Raw genomic sequence first — 14,383 nt, 5'->3', positions numbered from 1 at the left:
GCGACCCCTGGCGAACCCTGGCGAATATTCGCCCGGCATCCTCTGGGGGGCTAGGGTCAAGTCAGCCGAGAACCTGGGGGCTTGACGTGACCGGAGAACCCAACACCCGTCTTTCCGACCTGTTCGGCCTGGCCGGCTGGTCCAAGGGCGAACTCGCGAGAATGGTGAACAGGCAGGCGGCGGCCATGGGCCACCTCCAACTCGCCACCGACACCTCGCGGGTGCGGCGCTGGATCGACATGGGGGAGTCCCCCCGCGATCCCGTGCCCGAGGTGCTGGCAGCTCTGTTCACCGAGCGGCTCGGCCGTGTCGTGACCATCGAGGACCTCGGGTTCGGCCGGCGCGGGCGTGTGGGGAAGCGGCGAAAAGCCGGGACGGAAGACAATCCCGACGGCTTGCCGTGGGCGCCCGAACGGACGGCAGCGGTCCTCACCGAATTCACGGGAATGGACCTCATGCTCAACCGACGCGGCTTGGTGGGCGCGGGCGCCGCGCTCGCCGCTGGCTCAGCAATCACCGGCGCCATGTACGACTGGCTGCACTCCGAGCCCGCTCCCGCGGCCCGGGCCACCCGCCTCAACGATCCTCTGTACGCCGACAACGCCGGCTTCGATCTGTACGAGGCCGCCCCCATCGGATCCGAGGAGATCGAGGCCCTCGAGCGCTCGGTCGAGGTGTTCCGTGCCTGGGACGCCTCCAGAGGCGGCGGTCTCCAGCGCAAGGCTGTCGTGGGCCAGCTCAACGAGGTGGGCGGCATGCTCGCCTACCACCACCCGGAGCATCTGCAGCGCCGCCTCTGGGGCGTGGCCGCCAACCTCGCGGTCCTCGCCGGCTGGATGTCCCACGACGTCGGCCTCGAGCCCACCGCCCAGAAGTACTTCGTGATCGCGGCCCACGCGGCGCGCGAGGGCGGCGACCGCCCCCGTGCGGGGGAGGCGCTCTCCCGCGCCGCCCGCCAGATGGTGCACCTGGGCCGGCCGGACGACGCCCTGGACCTCATGAAGCTCGCCAAGTCCGGTTCCGGGGAGGAGACCCTGCCCCGTACCCGGGCGATGCTGCACACCATCGAGGCCTGGGCGCAGGCGTCGATGGGGCGCGGGCAGGCCATGCGGCGCACACTCGGCGAGGCCGAGGAGCTCTTCGTCTCGGACAAGGGCGATGTTCCGCCGCCGAGCTGGATGCAGATGTTCGACGAGGCGGACATGCACGGGATGCAGGCCCTGGCCTTCCGTACGCTGGCCGAGCACGACCCGGGCGCGGCCTCCACTGCCCAGCGTCATGCCAAGCAGGCGCTCGATCTGCGGATCAACGGTCGCCAGCGATCCAAGATCTTCGACTACATCTCACTCGCCTCGGCATGCTTCATCGCCAACGACCCCGAGCAGGCCGATCGTTACGCCAGGCTCGCCCTGGTGTCGATGGGAGAGACGTCCTCGCACCGGACCTGGGACCGGCTGCGCGAGATGTACCGGCTCACCGGACAGTTCGCGGGATACGGCAAGATCGAGGACCTGCGCGAGGAAATCGAAGTCGCCCTGCCTCCACGCGCGTCCACCAAGAAGGCCAAAGGCTCTCAGATCTGATCCAGGGCCTGTGGCAGACGAACGCGGGGAACTCTCCGCAGGACGGTCAGGGTTGGCTCATGCCTCGACGCGGGCCACCAGCACGCAGGCATCGTCGAGCCGTTCTGCGGAACCGAGCTCCTTGACCACGGCCCGTACGCAGTCCTGTGCCGTACGGGCCTGCGCGAACCGAGGCGCCAGCCCCAGCAGCATGTCCGGGCCGGCACTCAGGTCGCTCCCGCCTGCGAGCCCGCCGGTGTGCAGTACGAGCACGTCGCCCGGCAGGAGATCCACCTGGTCCTGCTCGTAGGTGACTCCCGATGCCGCCCCCAGCAGCACTCCGTCCGGTGAGGGCAGAGGGCGCCCCACCCCGTCGCGGAACAGCAGCGGTGCGGGGTGCCCTGCCTGTGCCCAGTCGAGCGTGCCGGTCTCCGGATCGAAGCGGCAGCACACCGCACTGCCCAGGGCAGGCTGTGCCGAGCATTCGATCAGCTGGTTGAGATGGCCCATGACCGGCCCGGGGCCGACGCCTGCCACAGCCATGCCGCGCAGCGCGCCGAGCAGCATCGCCATGGCCGAGGTGGCCGGGATACCGTGGCCGGTGAGGTCACCCACGGTGAGCAGGGTTCGTCCGTCCGGGAGCGGCAACGCGTCGTACCAGTCGCCGCCGATGAGGTCGCTCGACCCCGACGGCAGGTAATGCGCGGCGATGTCCAGTCCGCTTGCGCCGTGGCCCGGTATCGGCAGCGAGCCGTGCCACGGCGGAAGGACGGCTTCCTGGAGCTCCACCGCGATCCGGTGCTCGGCCCGGGCCATCTCCTCCTGCCGCCGCAATGTGTCCCGTGTCCTGCTCACCACGTGCTGGCTGCGCCGCAGCCTGCTGACGTCGCGCAGGACCGCCCACATGGAAGCGGTGCAGCCGTCCGCGTCGAGTACGGGTTCGCCCATCATGTGCAGTGTGCGCATCCCGCCGTCGGGCAGCAGGATCCGGAATTCGCCGTCTATCGGCCTGCCGTCCACCAGGCAGTCGGTCACCATCGATGTCAGGAGAGGCTGGTCCTCCGCGAGGAGAACGGACGGCAGCTCGTCCAGGGACAGCGCTCCTGCCCCCGGGGCCCTGCCGAAGATCTGGTAAAGCTCGTCGGACCAGCTGACCTCGTCCGTGAGCAGATTCCATTCTGCGCTGCCCACCCGGCTGAGGAGCGAGCCCGTCGGCGCCCCGGCCGGCGTCGTGGAGTGCTCTCCCACGGGCTCCGCGCCCGTGGCGTGGGAGATGCCGTCCCTGAGCTGTCCCAGATGCTCGCCGAGGTCGTCGAGCTGATGGACGGCGAGCTCACATAGTGCCCGCTGCCAGCGCTGCTGGGGATCGTCGTCGTCGATCACGGAGGTGTCGCGCCGCACGGCGTCCATGTCGCCGCGCAACAGCAGGGTCCGGTTGATCAAGGCGTCGACGGCGTCCCGCTCGGGCGGCTGTGGGGCGGGGCGGTCCGCAAACAGATGGGACGGCATCTGGATACTCCGATACAGGCGGTACGGCCGGTTCGTGGGGTGGACCGAACTCGACTGTGGCACAGGCTGCGGGGCCCCGTAAGGGGTTTGGCAACACCCGACACGTTCTTGCTTCCGGCATATGCCATCGGCTGAGCTGGGCGGGGGTCCGCCGAACACCCTTGCCCCTGGAGGGGAGTTGACGCAAGTCGCCGGGCGTGAACGCCTAGGCGTGCGCCCGCGCATGCGACCCCGCACGGCTCGTACCGGCTGGGATCAGGGCATATGCGCAGGCGCGTGGTGCGGTGGATGGGTGATGGGGTGTCGCCGGCTCCGCCGCGAGCCGATGGAGCGTTCGAGGGTGCGGCCAGGCGTGCGTCGTCCGTCCGTTCGAGACGTGGGGTGAGTGGCGGTCCCCGGCCCGCGGTCCCGGGGTGTCCGGTCGCGGGAATGGTGGCGCACCCGTGTGCGTTGTGCGGACCGGAATCGAAAACGACACCCGTTCCCAGCCTGGGGGTGAGGTCGAATCCCTGTATGGAGGTCCCATGGCACGCAGCGAGACCAGGCCCGTCGTCCTGCTCCGATCCACGGCTGGAACCGGCCATACGTATGTGACGCGGAAGAGCAGGCGCAACGACCCCGACCGCCTGGAACTGCGGAAGTTCGACCCGGCCGCGGGTCGTCACGTCACGTTCCGTGAGACCCGCTGACGGCCGGCTGCACGACCTGCCCGCCGTCGGTGATGGCGGTCCGGCCTGCCCGGTCGTGGTGTGGATCACACAGCGGGGGCCGGATTCACGGGAACGCCGGACAGTGGTTTATCGTTCATCTATAGGTCGGAGTGAGCGGCCGGAAGCCGCCGGGTGGCGGTCCGCCTTCGGCTCCGCACACAAGCCGCCCCGGCTGGATTCCCCCGATCCGGCCGGGGCTTCTCCTTTGGGCTCCCCCTGCTGTGCCGCCCGGCCCGGTGCTCAGATGATCCGGGTCAGATCGGCCGCGTAGTGCTCGATGGCAGGCCGGTACTGCCGTACGTGCGGACTGTCGCTCGTCGTCGCCACCAGGCGCAGCAGGAGCTGCATGGCCTCGTGATGCTCGCCGGTGTTGAACAGGGCCATGGACAGGAAGGTCCTCAGCGCTCCGTCGTCCGGGAATTCCGACACGCCGCCCCGGAGCGTCTCGACGGCCTGCCCGAACCTGCCCAGGACGCGATAGGTGCTGCCGAGACCGAGGAGTGCTCCGCGGCGTTCCTCCTCGGTGAGGTCCTCGCTCTGCAGACTCCGCTCGTAGTACGGGACGGCCTCGGCCTCCAGCCCGAGCACATCGTGGACCCACGCGGTCTGATACGCGACGTCCGCCGCGTCGGGGAACGAAGAGGTGAGGGAGAGGAGGCGTTCCCTGGCCTGTTCGGGATGGCCTTCTTCCCGCAGCCGCACGGCTGCCGCCAGCAGTTCGTCCTTCTTCTGTGCGCTCATGCCCACATGGTCGCACCCGGCCCGGGGTGTGGCCGCCGGGGTTGGGGGCATCCGTTCCGCCATGACTGCAGAGGCGGACCCCGGTGCACGACGCAGACGTATGGGACAACTACTGCTGCGCGCGGCGGTGCTGGCTGCGGCGTTCGCGGCGCTTGTCGCGTTCTCCGTGCTCCTGGCGAAGGTGACGCTCACACCGTCACCGGCGTCGGAGGGCATCGTGACGTCCAACCTGAAGCCGGGGCGGTCGCTGCGGCAGTACGCGGAGGAGTACACCTTCCTCGCCGCGTGCAAACAGGCGGGCGGAAATCTTCTGCTGGGCGCCCCGTTCGGCGTGCTGCTGCCGATCCTGGTGCCGCGTCGGCTCCGGATGCTCCGGATGACCGTGCTGACGGTGCTGGTCATGGCGGTCGTCGAGCTCGCCCAGGGAGCGCTCGTGGCGGGACGAGCCTTCGACGTCGACGACGTGATCCTCAATACCGCCGGCGCGCTGCTGGGATACGCGCTGGTGGGACGGCGCATCAGCCACCGCTACCACGCTCTCTCCGACGAGCCGGCCGCGGCGGACAAGCCGACGCCCGGACCGCGTACGCCCGGCAGGACCGAGCCGGCGGCCAGGCGCAGGACGAATCCGGCCACAGCATCAAAGGCCGGCACCAAGGCGAAGGCCGGCACCAAGGCGAAGGCCGGCGCCGAGACGAAGCCCGGCACCAAGGCGAAGGCCGGTGGCAGGCCCGGGTCCGGCTCCGCCGCACGCCGGAGCGCGTCCGCGCCGGTGGCACGCGGACGCGCTCTGTTCGACAGGTTGCGCGGCCGGCGGGAGGGCCCGGGCGGGGGAGCGCCCGGAGCCCGCCGGCGCGGAGCCTAGAGCGCCGGGTAGGCGTTCGTCATGAGCTCCTGGAACTGAGCGGAGAACCACTTGCCGGAGACCGGCGCGTCGGGCAGTGCCCCGGACGGGTTGTTGCCGTTGCGGACGTTACCTTCGTACGTCGGGTCGCACATCCGGTCGAAGCCCTTGCCCTCGTCGTTCGGGATCTCCTCGCTGGAGCCGTCCGACTCCCCCGGGGGCTTCATCCAGACGTACGCGTCGATCCCGGCGGCGGGTGCCGCCTGCGGCCGTTCGCCGAGACCGGCCCCGGCCTGGTTGCACCAGTTCCCCAGGTGGATGCGCCGGTCGTAGCGGCCGCCGTCCACATAGGTGTCGACACTGGTCGTGGCTCCCGGACCCGTCGGCCGGTCCGCGCCGCCCCAGCCGTTGCGCGAGGTGTCGATCAGCATGCCGACGTCGGAGTTGAAGCCGACCGAGACCAGCTCGTCACGGAAGGCCTGGGCGTAGGACTGCTCGTCCGTGTAGCGGTTCCAGTCGACCCACTTCGACTGACGCACGGATGTGCCGTTGACGGAGTCGTCGATGGAGAAGTGGTCCTCCGTCGTCGCGCCGTAGTTGGCGGTGTTGGTGATGAAGCCGTGCACGTCGTCGACGGTGGCGCCCTCGGTCGTCGCCGCTTCCTTGAAGATGTCGGCGGTGGGGCCGAAGTTGTCGTCCCAGCCGATCCAGCCGTGGTGCCCCGCGTCGATGTAGTTGTAGACGTTCGGAGCGTTGCCGAGCTTGTCGAGCGCGTAGCCGACTCCCTTCTGGTAGTTGCCGTTGGCCTTCATCACGTCGCACTCCGGCGTGGCGGTGGGACGGCCGCCGGCGTTGGTGATGAGGTTCGGCAGGGAGTCGATCTCGACGGTGGTGACGATACGCAGGGCCGCGTACTTCTCGTCGGCGAAGATGGCTGCGATCGGGTCGATGTACTCGGTCTTGTAGCGGTCGATCTCGGTGGGGCCGAGTTCGCCGTTGGAGGCGAGCGCCGAGCAGTCGCGTCCAGGCAGGTTGTAGATGACCGCCTGGAAGACGAGCTCGCCGGAGCCCTTCTGGGCCAGGGCCTCGTCCAGGTGGTCACGCAGGCTCATTCCGCCGTTGGCGCCCTCGATGGCGGCGATGCGGTCGAGCCACACGCCGGTCGGCTGGTCGGAGACCCGGCTGCCACCCGGTTCGGCGGCGGCGTTGGCCGACCACTCCGGGTTCACGTAGACCTTGGCGCCCTCGTACGGGTTGTCGACCTCGGCCGCGGCGGTCTGGCCCGCCGCCGCTGTGGAGTTACCGAAGGGGGCAACCGCGGTGGCGGTGCCCGCGGCTGCGGCGACGAGTGCTCCCGCCGCTATGAGCGCAAATCGGGATCGGCGCAGGGTGGTGCGGCTCGTGCGGCTCATACGAATTCCGTTTCCTCAGCTGTCGAGGGCGCGCAGATGATCACGCAGCCCGATTCCGTACGGGGTGGGGGTACCGTCGTAGTCGCTGATCAAGGACGGGCCGGGTCGTGGTCCCAGGTGTTCCGGACCCGTCCGGGAGTCCTGGTCGCCGAACCCTGCCCAAACCCGGTCGGCGAAGCCGGCGGGGGCAGGTGTTCACGCCGATCTCGCCTGCGGCGAAAGGGACTTCGGCCCGACCGGTGCGAGCGGGGTTCGAGCGTCCTCGTTCGCACAGATGGTTGAGTTGTGGGTGTGTCATGCGGCGATGGGCGGTGCTGCGTGCCCGCGGGCGCCCATGGTCCGTGCCGTCCGCGTGCCGCGGATCCAGGGTTCAGGCCAAGCCGGTACTCCTCGTTCGGGGACACAGGAACGGGTTCGGGCGTCTCGGCCGACGCCCGCCCGCACAGAGGCGCGCCTGTGGTTCCGGACGCCCGTTCCGGGCGGTCCGGCGGGGGGACGGAAGATCCGCCGGACCGGTGGAGCCGGTCGGATCCGTGGTGCGGGGCTCGTTGCCGAGCCTGGCGACGCCGGCGTGGGGGCTGGTCCCTCTCCGTGCCCGGTGGTGTTGTCCACCGTGCGTACGAGGGGGATCCGGAAGCCGTGACCATGGCCGCGAGAGAACCGCGGTCACGCCGGCACTGCTCCGGGGAGCAGCCTGAACAGGTGCGACACGTGCGGGGGGTGACGCATGAGCGACTCCTTGCAGATCGGGCGTGCCCCCTACGGCACGTCGACTGGTGGAACCGCTCCCACTGGTGTGGCTTGACGTTAGAGCGTCAAGTGGTGGCGGTCAACACACCAGTTCTCATCTCTTGGTATTGAAATAATTCGACTCTTCAAGTCTCTTGACTCTCTTTTTCCTCGTCCCCATGCTGGGAGCGCTCCCACTGGTTCAAGGCTTGTGCTCAGCCCCGCACACCCCCCATGTCGCCGAGCCGCGAGGAGGTACTGCGCATGCCATCGGGACGCGCACGAAGAACCTGGTTACCCGGAAGACCCGGCAGAAGCGGAGCCGACGGATGGACCCTGAGCTACGACCACTCCGGCAGCCAGAAGCTCACCGACGGCTGGAACGGGACCTGGTCCCAGTCCGGCAGCGAGGTCACCGTCAAGAACGCGGGCGGGAACGGCTCCATCGCCGCCGGAGGCGCCGTCACGACGGGCGCGCAGTTCAGCTACAGCGACACCAACACCGCCCCGGCCGCCTTCGCCGTCAACGGCAAGGCATGCATGGGTGCCTATCAACCGCCGATCGCCGTCCTCACCGCTGCGGAGGCGGGCGCCGTCCTCTCCGTCGGTGACGCCGTTCCCCTGGCCGCCGCCGCGGCGGCCGCAGACGGCGCCGAGGTCAGCAAGGTCGAGTTCTACGACGACACGACGCTGCTCGGCACGGACACCACCTCCCCCTACACGTTCGACGCCGAAGGCCTGACTGCCGGCGGCCACTCCGTATACGCCAGGGCTTACGACAGTCTCGGTGCCTCGGCGGAATCACCCCCGGCCGGAATCACCGTCACCGCAGGCCCGGCCGTCCTCGCCACGCCCGCCCAACTGGGAGCAGAGCAAGGTGAGTCAAGCGCCCTGGAGGTCTCGCTCCCCACCGCACCCGACTCACCGGTCACCGTGAAGGTGGCGCGGAGCGCCGGGAACTCCGGGCTGGGTGTCACCGGTGGCACGAGCCTCACCTTCACCTCCTCGAACTGGTCCACCCCGCAGAAGGTGACCGTCTCGGCCGACGGCTCCGGCACGGGAGCCGCGACCTTCGCCGTAACGGCCCCCGGTCACAGCAAGTCCGAGGCCACCGTCACCCAGCTCGCGGAGGCGAAGGAGTACGACGCCCGCTTCCTCGACCTGTACGGGAAACTCACCGGGGACTGGGCGAAGTTCAACGGTGCGTGGGAAATCATGGAGACCTACATGATCCCCACCCACGCCGACCAGCCCACGAACTCCTTCTACGACGCGTCACCTACGCTCCCGAGCAACTACGCCGCCAAGTCCGGTGACGCCGAGGCGAAGGCCACGGCCGAAGGACTGCTCGACGGCATGTGGACCCACTACCAGGACGACGCGGGGGTCGCGGTTCCCGAGACCCGCGCGGACTACAACCGGTTCGACGACCCGGTGTACGTCCCGGACGGGTGGACGGGCGCGATGCCCAGCGGTGACACCGTCGACAACGGCTCGACGTTCCTCTCCATCCGGTCCTTCTACAAGGACGACCCGAACTGGTCGAAGGTGCAGGCCTATCTGGACGGCGGGGCCGCTCCGGTCTTCACCTACCACCGGTTCTGGGCACAGACCGACGTCGCACTGGCTCTGGGGGCGTATGCCGATCTTCTGGAGTGAGTGACCGAAGTGCGCAGGGGCTCCGCCTGCCGGCCGTCCCGTCGGCGGCCGGGATCCCGTTCGTCCGGCCGGGGCCTCGCGCGAACGGGAAGGCACGAGGCATGATCATGGCATGACATGGACAGCTCCCGAAGCCACCCGCACCACCGGACCGCTCACCGGCGGCGAGCGCGAGACACTGAGCTACTTCCTGGCGTTCTACCGCAGCACACTGCTCCAGAAGTGCTCCGGCCTGACGGGCCGCCAGCTCGCGGAACAGACGGTCGAGCCGTCCCACCTCACCCTGCTCGGCCTGGTCCGGCACATGGCCAAGGTGGAACGCATCTGGTTCCGCGAGGGGCTCGCGGGCCTGTCGCTTCCCCCGATGTACGACGTGGAGAAGGGAAAGGACGCGGACTTCGAGGACCTCTCACCGGGCAGCGCCCCCGACGACTACGCCCGTCTGGTGGAGGAGATCCGGCTCGCCGACGAGGCCGCGGCGGACGTGCCGCTCGACACCACCTTCACCCGGCGCGGCACGGTCTACTCGCTGCGCACAGTGTACGTCCACATGATCGCCGAATACGCGCGCCACATCGGTCACGCCGACCTGTTGCGGGAACGGCTGGACGGCACCACCGGGGCCTGAGGCGGCCCAAGTCCGCCCGCTCGTACGCGATATGGCGTAATCGTCCGCCCGGGCGGACTGAAATCCTGGTACGGGGTCACACGGAAGGCATGACGTCCACCGACGTAAGGACAGACAGCACCGGGGACCCCGGCCACGGCGGCACACCGCGCCGCCGCGCACGTATGCGAGGATGCCTGCCGTTCGCGGGTGTGTGTGCCGCGGCGCTGGTCCTGCTGCTCCTGGGATCCCGGCTCAGCCTGCTGCCGGGGCTCGGCAGCCTCTTCGGTGAGGAGACCACCGACCGCTCCGGCCCCGCAGTGCTGAAGTCCATCCAGGACATGAGCGCGTACGAGGCCGCCTCCGGCAACTTCCAGGTCGTCGTCGACCTGGAGAAGGACGCGAAACTCCTCCCCGACGCCATCCGGGGCACCCGGACGCTGTACGTCGGCGCGGGCACCGTCGGAGCCTCCGTCGATCTCGGCGGGGTCGGGGCGGAGGGAGTGACTGTCAACGAGGACCGTACCGCGGCCGAACTCGTCCTGCCCCACGCGGCGCTGGGCAAGCCGGCCCTGGACCCGGACCGCTCCTACGCGGTGTCCAAACAGCGAGGTCTTCTCGACCGGCTCGGCGACTTCTTCTCCGACAATCCCGGCAGTGAACAGTCGGTCAACAAGCTGGCGGCACAGCACATCGGGAAGGCTGCCGAGGAGAGCGGCCTCACCGGGCGGGCCGAGAAGAACACCACGTCGATGCTCCAGGGCCTGCTCGGTTCACTCGGATTCGAGAAGGTAACCGTCCGCTACACCGATCCGCCCGGCTGACCCAGCGGCATGGCGCGACCGCTAAACGGAGTCATTCGTTTACCCTACGTGAGCTTACCGAGCACTCATCGGCATCCGAGGGGACCTCCGAATGAACCGTATCCGCACAGCACTTGCCGCGATCGGCCTCGCCGCCGGCCTGGTGGCCGCACCCGCCGCGAGCGCCGCACCGCACGAGGACCGCACGACGTCGGCCGTCCGCCACGACCCCTGCACCGGTGAGTTCCTCGGGGACGCGCGGCTTGGCCCCAAGTGGCTGCCCTCCACGAAGCAGGCCCCCGTCGGCCCGCTGCTCAAGGGATACAAGCGCACGGGCAGCCTGTCTCCCTCCGCTTTCCTGAACAAGTACTGGGAGGGCCCGGCGGACACGGGCAGCTGGAAGTACCCGCCCAACGACGGCTTCGCCGAAGTCAACGGTGAGATCGACAAGGAGCCCGCTAAGCTGCGTACGGGCCAGCGCCTGGACCGCTTCGGATCGGAGTACGGCGGCTACCTCGCGCCGGCCGGTGACGCCTACAAGGAGCGCGCGCTGCCCCCGCAGAACCTCAACACCCGTGAAGCATCGGTGCCTTGTGACTACCGCGTCTACAAGGTCGCCAAGCCGTTCTGGGTCTGGCAGGGCGGCATCGCACCGTGGTTCGAGCAGCCCGGGGGAGGGCAGCAGATCAAGCTCGACGCCGTCTTCCTCGACCCGGGCGCGGGCCAGCGGCTCAACGTGAAGTGGCTGCTGGACCACGCCTACCTCACCGCCGTGGGCGCGTAGCACCCGCTGTGGAACGCCGGGAACTGCGCGCCGCGCTTCACTCCGCCGGCGTGTCCGACGGCTACTACCGCATCGAAGGCGTTCACGAACCGGCCCCCACACCCCCTGACTTCCTGTTCCTGAGGAAGGCGCCCGACGGGGTGTGGGAGACCGGCGCGTACGAACGCGGAACGTACGAGGTGATCGCCCGGCACCCGGACGAGGCGGTTGCCTGCGCACATCTCCTGCGCCTCCTCGTCTGACAGGGCTGTGGCAGTTTGCCGTAACGGCAAGTTCTCTTGGCCGGTGATACGGCGGCATCGAATGATGGTCACTGCCGACCGGCTCCGAGAAACCCGAGGAGACACATGCCGCAGCCCGCCCCCGAACCCTCCACCACCGTCCCCGGGGCGGTCCACCGGCTGGTGGACGTCCCCGGCGGCCGGATCCATCTCCTGGAACAGGGGACCGGCCCCCTCGTCCTCATGATCCACGGCTTCCCCGAGACCTCGTACTCCTGGCGGCACCAGCTCTCCGCCGTCGCCGCGGCAGGGTTCCGGGCGGTCGCCGTCGACGTACGCGGATACGGGCGTTCCTCGGCCCCCGATCCGGTGGACGCCTACCGGATGACGGCGCTCGTGGCCGACAACGTCGGTGTCGTGCACGCCCTGGGGGAGAGGACCGCGACGGTCATCGGCCATGACTGGGGCTCGCCCATCGCGGCCCACAGCGCGCTGTTGCGGCCCGACATGTTCACGGCCGTCGGCATGCTCAGCGTTCCCTACGCCCCCTGGAACGCGATGCGGCCCACCGACGGCTTCGCCCGTATCGGAGGGAGCGAGGAGTTCTATGTCAGCTACTTCCAGCAGCCCGGCCGCGCAGAGGCGGAGATCGAACCCGATGTACGCGGCTGGCTGGCCGGCTTCTACACCTCGCTCTCCGGCGACACGATGCCGCCGCCCGGCGCGGACAGCCCCTTCTTCGTGCCCGCCGGAGCGGCCATGCGCGACCGCTTCACCGGCGGCGCCCTGCCGTCCTGGCTCACGGAGCGCGAGCTGGGCGTCTACAGCGCGGAGTTCGAGAGGACCGGCCTGAGCGGCGCGCTCAACCGCTACCGCAACGTCGACCGCGACTGGGAGGACCTGGCAGTCTGGGACGGAGCCCGCCTCACCGGCCCGGCCCTTTTCGCCGGGGGTGCCCTCGACTCCTCCACCACCTGGATGGCCGACGCCATCGCCGCCTTCCCCACGACGCTCCCGGGCCTGGTCTCCTCGCACATCCTGGAAGGGTGCGGACACTGGATCCAGCAGGAACGCCCGGCGGAGGTCAACGCCCTGCTGACGAAGTGGCTGCACACCGTGCACTCGTGACCGCCGCGTGTCGAAGCCGGGGCCCCGCCCGCGGACCGGCCATGGTGGTCGTATGAACAGTGCAGGCATTCTCGCCGATGCGTTCGAACGCATCCATGAAGCGGTGCACGCCGCAGTCGAGGGGCTCCCTCCCGAGGACCTCAACGCCAGGCTCGACGACGACGCGAACTCCATCACCTGGCTCGTCTGGCACCTCACACGCGTCCAGGACGACCACGTCGCCGACGCGGCGGGCACCGAGCAGATCTGGTTCGCCAGGGACTGGGAGTCCCGATTCGAGCTGCCCCTCGAGAAGGGCTCAACCGGCTACGGCCACAGCAGCGCCCAGGTGGGCTCCGTGACGGTGGCGTCGGGCGACCTCCTCCTCGGCTACCTCGACGCCGTGAACGAGCAGACCCTCGGCTTCGTCCGGGGGCTCGACGGCCGGTCCCTGGACCGCGTCGTGGATGATGCCTGGTCGCCGCCGGTGACCCTCGGCGTGCGGCTGATCAGCGTCATCGCCGACGATCTTCAGCACGCCGGGCAGGCCGCATTCGTCCGTGGTGCGCTGGAACGCCGTCAGTAGACCGTGGAACCGGTGCGCGCGTAGTGTCCCGGACTCGTGCCGACCACACGCTTGAAGTGCCGCGAGAAGTGGGCCTGGTCGTAGAACCCGACCGAGGCCGCGACCTCCGGCGCGCGCATCCCACCGAGCAGCAGTCGGCGGGCCAGATCGACACGACGCCCCGTCAGGTACTGGTGCGGAGCCATGCCGAACTCCCGGCTGAAGGCGCGTACCAGGTGTGTGTGATGGGCGTGCAGACGCTCCGCGGCCGCGCGGAGCGTCAGCCCTTCCACGAAACGCTCGTCGAGCAGATCCCGGAGGGCGTACGCGATCCGGCTGTCGGGCACCTGCGGGGCGAGGGGTTCGTCGCGCAGATGCCCGGCGAGGCGTTCGGAGACGAGCGCGAAACGGCTCTGGGCCTCCAGCTCGTCCCCGGGGCGCTCGAGCGTCCGGTGCAGCTGGTCGACACGGAGGCGCAGCCGCGGATCCCGCAGCACGGGCCGGTCGACCGCGCGCCCGACGAGATCCGCGTCGATCTGCGCGGTGTTCAGATACAGGACACGTTTGCGGAACCCTCCAGGGGTCGCCGCGTCACCGTTGTGCGGCACGTGCGGAGGCAGCAGCGTCACCACCGAGCTGGGCGCCCCGTACTCATGGCGGTCCAGGTCGTAGCGGACCATTCCCTCGTCGACGATGAGCAGCGTCCACGCGTCGTGCGTATGCATGGGATAGGCGTGATCGGCGAAGCGCGCGTGGAAGACCTCGTCGATTCCCTCGACGCGTGGACGCCACGCGGTGATGTCCGGACGTGCACCCATGTACGAAGGGTACAGCTGATCGGCGCTGCGTGCCCCCCCCTGTGACCTGCGGTTTCGTCGGTTGTGCGGCGGCTTTGACAGCGCCGGGGACTTTCTAGGGGACTTTCGTGCCCGCCTCACGCAGGCCACGTATCCGGGCGGCACACGCCTGTGTGCCGCCCGCCCCGGCCAGGGAACGCCGATGATTTCACCGAGGGCGTCGGCCCCGCTCGTCTTGTGCTTGTCCGACTCCTCCGCCGTCGCCTTCGTCCACAGCGGTGGGTGCGCGCCGACCAGGGGAGGTGCGCCGCCGGATTGCCATCAACGGCGTAC

Annotated in this window: 14 protein-coding genes; 10 read left to right on the top strand and 4 right to left on the bottom strand. The window is 69.5% G+C overall.

Annotation, left to right across the window (positions count from 1 at the left end; all coding sequences use genetic code 11):
- Positions 1–86: 86 nt before the first annotated feature.
- On the top strand, positions 87–1,583 hold the full coding sequence (locus ACIREO_RS12045) for a hypothetical protein (protein ID WP_404107720.1): 1,497 nt from the start codon (positions 87–89) through the stop codon (positions 1,581–1,583).
- Positions 1,584–1,640: 57 nt separating this feature from the next.
- On the opposite strand, the gene ACIREO_RS12040 is transcribed toward ACIREO_RS12045, so the two are convergent.
- Complete coding sequence (locus tag ACIREO_RS12040; RefSeq protein WP_404107718.1) at positions 1,641–3,071, bottom strand: PP2C family protein-serine/threonine phosphatase; 1,431 nt, start codon at positions 3,069–3,071, stop codon at positions 1,641–1,643.
- Between the two features lie 524 nt (positions 3,072–3,595).
- Between ACIREO_RS12040 and rpmG the strand changes: the two genes are divergently transcribed.
- Positions 3,596–3,760, top strand: coding sequence for a 50S ribosomal protein L33 (gene rpmG / locus ACIREO_RS12035; protein WP_404107716.1), 165 nt, complete (start codon positions 3,596–3,598; stop codon positions 3,758–3,760).
- A 261-nt stretch (positions 3,761–4,021) separates the two neighbouring features.
- On the opposite strand, the gene ACIREO_RS12030 is transcribed toward rpmG, so the two are convergent.
- Positions 4,022–4,522, bottom strand: a complete 501-nt coding sequence (locus tag ACIREO_RS12030; protein ID WP_404107715.1) for a tetratricopeptide repeat protein — start codon at positions 4,520–4,522, stop codon at positions 4,022–4,024.
- A gap of 61 nt (positions 4,523–4,583) precedes the next feature.
- Here ACIREO_RS12030 and ACIREO_RS12025 point away from each other — a divergent pair, with 61 nt between their 5' ends.
- Entirely contained in the window at positions 4,584–5,387 is an 804-nt protein-coding gene (locus ACIREO_RS12025; protein ID WP_404107713.1) for a VanZ family protein, read from the top strand.
- On the opposite strand, the gene ACIREO_RS12020 is transcribed toward ACIREO_RS12025, so the two are convergent.
- The gene (locus ACIREO_RS12020) at positions 5,384–6,778 is read right to left on the bottom strand and encodes a glycoside hydrolase family 6 protein (protein WP_404107712.1); all 1,395 of its coding nucleotides are present in this window, start codon (positions 6,776–6,778) and stop codon (positions 5,384–5,386) included. The two genes, ACIREO_RS12025 and ACIREO_RS12020, sit on opposite strands and share 4 nt — an antisense overlap.
- A gap of 993 nt (positions 6,779–7,771) precedes the next feature.
- Between ACIREO_RS12020 and ACIREO_RS12015 the strand changes: the two genes are divergently transcribed.
- The 7 genes from ACIREO_RS12015 to ACIREO_RS11985 all read left to right on the top strand — a co-directional run bounded on the left by ACIREO_RS12015 (position 7,772) and on the right by ACIREO_RS11985 (position 13,274).
- Positions 7,772–9,166, top strand: coding sequence for a glycoside hydrolase family 48 protein (locus ACIREO_RS12015; protein ID WP_404107710.1), 1,395 nt, complete (start codon positions 7,772–7,774; stop codon positions 9,164–9,166).
- 112 nt (positions 9,167–9,278) lie between these two features.
- Positions 9,279–9,794, top strand: a complete 516-nt coding sequence (locus ACIREO_RS12010) for a DinB family protein (protein ID WP_404107709.1) — start codon at positions 9,279–9,281, stop codon at positions 9,792–9,794.
- An 89-nt stretch (positions 9,795–9,883) separates the two neighbouring features.
- On the top strand, positions 9,884–10,597 hold the full coding sequence (locus ACIREO_RS12005; protein ID WP_404107707.1) for a DUF4230 domain-containing protein: 714 nt from the start codon (positions 9,884–9,886) through the stop codon (positions 10,595–10,597).
- 91 nt (positions 10,598–10,688) lie between these two features.
- Positions 10,689–11,360, top strand: coding sequence for a TNT domain-containing protein (locus ACIREO_RS12000; protein ID WP_404107706.1), 672 nt, complete (start codon positions 10,689–10,691; stop codon positions 11,358–11,360).
- 8 nt (positions 11,361–11,368) lie between these two features.
- Positions 11,369–11,602, top strand: a complete 234-nt coding sequence (locus ACIREO_RS11995) for a hypothetical protein (protein WP_404107704.1) — start codon at positions 11,369–11,371, stop codon at positions 11,600–11,602.
- 105 nt (positions 11,603–11,707) lie between these two features.
- A complete protein-coding gene (locus ACIREO_RS11990) occupies positions 11,708–12,709 on the top strand; it encodes an alpha/beta fold hydrolase (protein WP_404107702.1) in 1,002 nt (333 codons plus the stop codon).
- Positions 12,710–12,761: 52 nt separating this feature from the next.
- Positions 12,762–13,274: a DUF664 domain-containing protein gene (locus ACIREO_RS11985; protein ID WP_404107700.1), complete on the top strand. Its 513-nt coding sequence runs from the start codon at positions 12,762–12,764 to the stop codon at positions 13,272–13,274.
- On the opposite strand, the gene ACIREO_RS11980 is transcribed toward ACIREO_RS11985, so the two are convergent.
- Positions 13,268–14,071 (bottom strand): AraC family transcriptional regulator, encoded by an 804-nt coding sequence (locus tag ACIREO_RS11980; protein ID WP_404107699.1) that lies wholly within the window; start codon positions 14,069–14,071, stop codon positions 13,268–13,270. The two genes, ACIREO_RS11985 and ACIREO_RS11980, sit on opposite strands and share 7 nt — an antisense overlap.
- Positions 14,072–14,383: the final 312 nt, after the last annotated feature.

Origin of the sequence: Streptomyces sp. NPDC102441, assembly GCF_044765585.1 — a bacterium.
Lineage (GTDB): Bacteria > Actinomycetota > Actinomycetes > Streptomycetales > Streptomycetaceae > Streptomyces.
Note: the sequence above shows the minus strand (reverse complement) of the source record. Positions and strands in the feature narration are given on the sequence as shown.

Excerpts from the sequence above, each read along its gene's own strand:
- ACIREO_RS12040 (WP_404107718.1), bottom strand. The coding sequence starts at position 3,071 with ATGCCGTCCCATCTGTTTGCGGACCGCCCCGCCCCACAGCCGCCCGAG.
- rpmG (WP_404107716.1), top strand. The coding sequence starts at position 3,596 with ATGGCACGCAGCGAGACCAGGCCCGTCGTCCTGCTCCGATCCACGGCT.
- ACIREO_RS12030 (WP_404107715.1), bottom strand. The coding sequence starts at position 4,522 with ATGAGCGCACAGAAGAAGGACGAACTGCTGGCGGCAGCCGTGCGGCTG.
- ACIREO_RS12025 (WP_404107713.1), top strand. The coding sequence starts at position 4,584 with ATGACTGCAGAGGCGGACCCCGGTGCACGACGCAGACGTATGGGACAA.
- ACIREO_RS12020 (WP_404107712.1), bottom strand. The coding sequence starts at position 6,778 with ATGAGCCGCACGAGCCGCACCACCCTGCGCCGATCCCGATTTGCGCTC.
- ACIREO_RS12015 (WP_404107710.1), top strand. The coding sequence starts at position 7,772 with ATGCCATCGGGACGCGCACGAAGAACCTGGTTACCCGGAAGACCCGGC.
- ACIREO_RS12010 (WP_404107709.1), top strand. The coding sequence starts at position 9,279 with ATGACATGGACAGCTCCCGAAGCCACCCGCACCACCGGACCGCTCACC.
- ACIREO_RS12005 (WP_404107707.1), top strand. The coding sequence starts at position 9,884 with ATGACGTCCACCGACGTAAGGACAGACAGCACCGGGGACCCCGGCCAC.
- ACIREO_RS12000 (WP_404107706.1), top strand. The coding sequence starts at position 10,689 with ATGAACCGTATCCGCACAGCACTTGCCGCGATCGGCCTCGCCGCCGGC.
- ACIREO_RS11990 (WP_404107702.1), top strand. The coding sequence starts at position 11,708 with ATGCCGCAGCCCGCCCCCGAACCCTCCACCACCGTCCCCGGGGCGGTC.
- ACIREO_RS11985 (WP_404107700.1), top strand. The coding sequence starts at position 12,762 with ATGAACAGTGCAGGCATTCTCGCCGATGCGTTCGAACGCATCCATGAA.
- ACIREO_RS11980 (WP_404107699.1), bottom strand. The coding sequence starts at position 14,071 with ATGGGTGCACGTCCGGACATCACCGCGTGGCGTCCACGCGTCGAGGGA.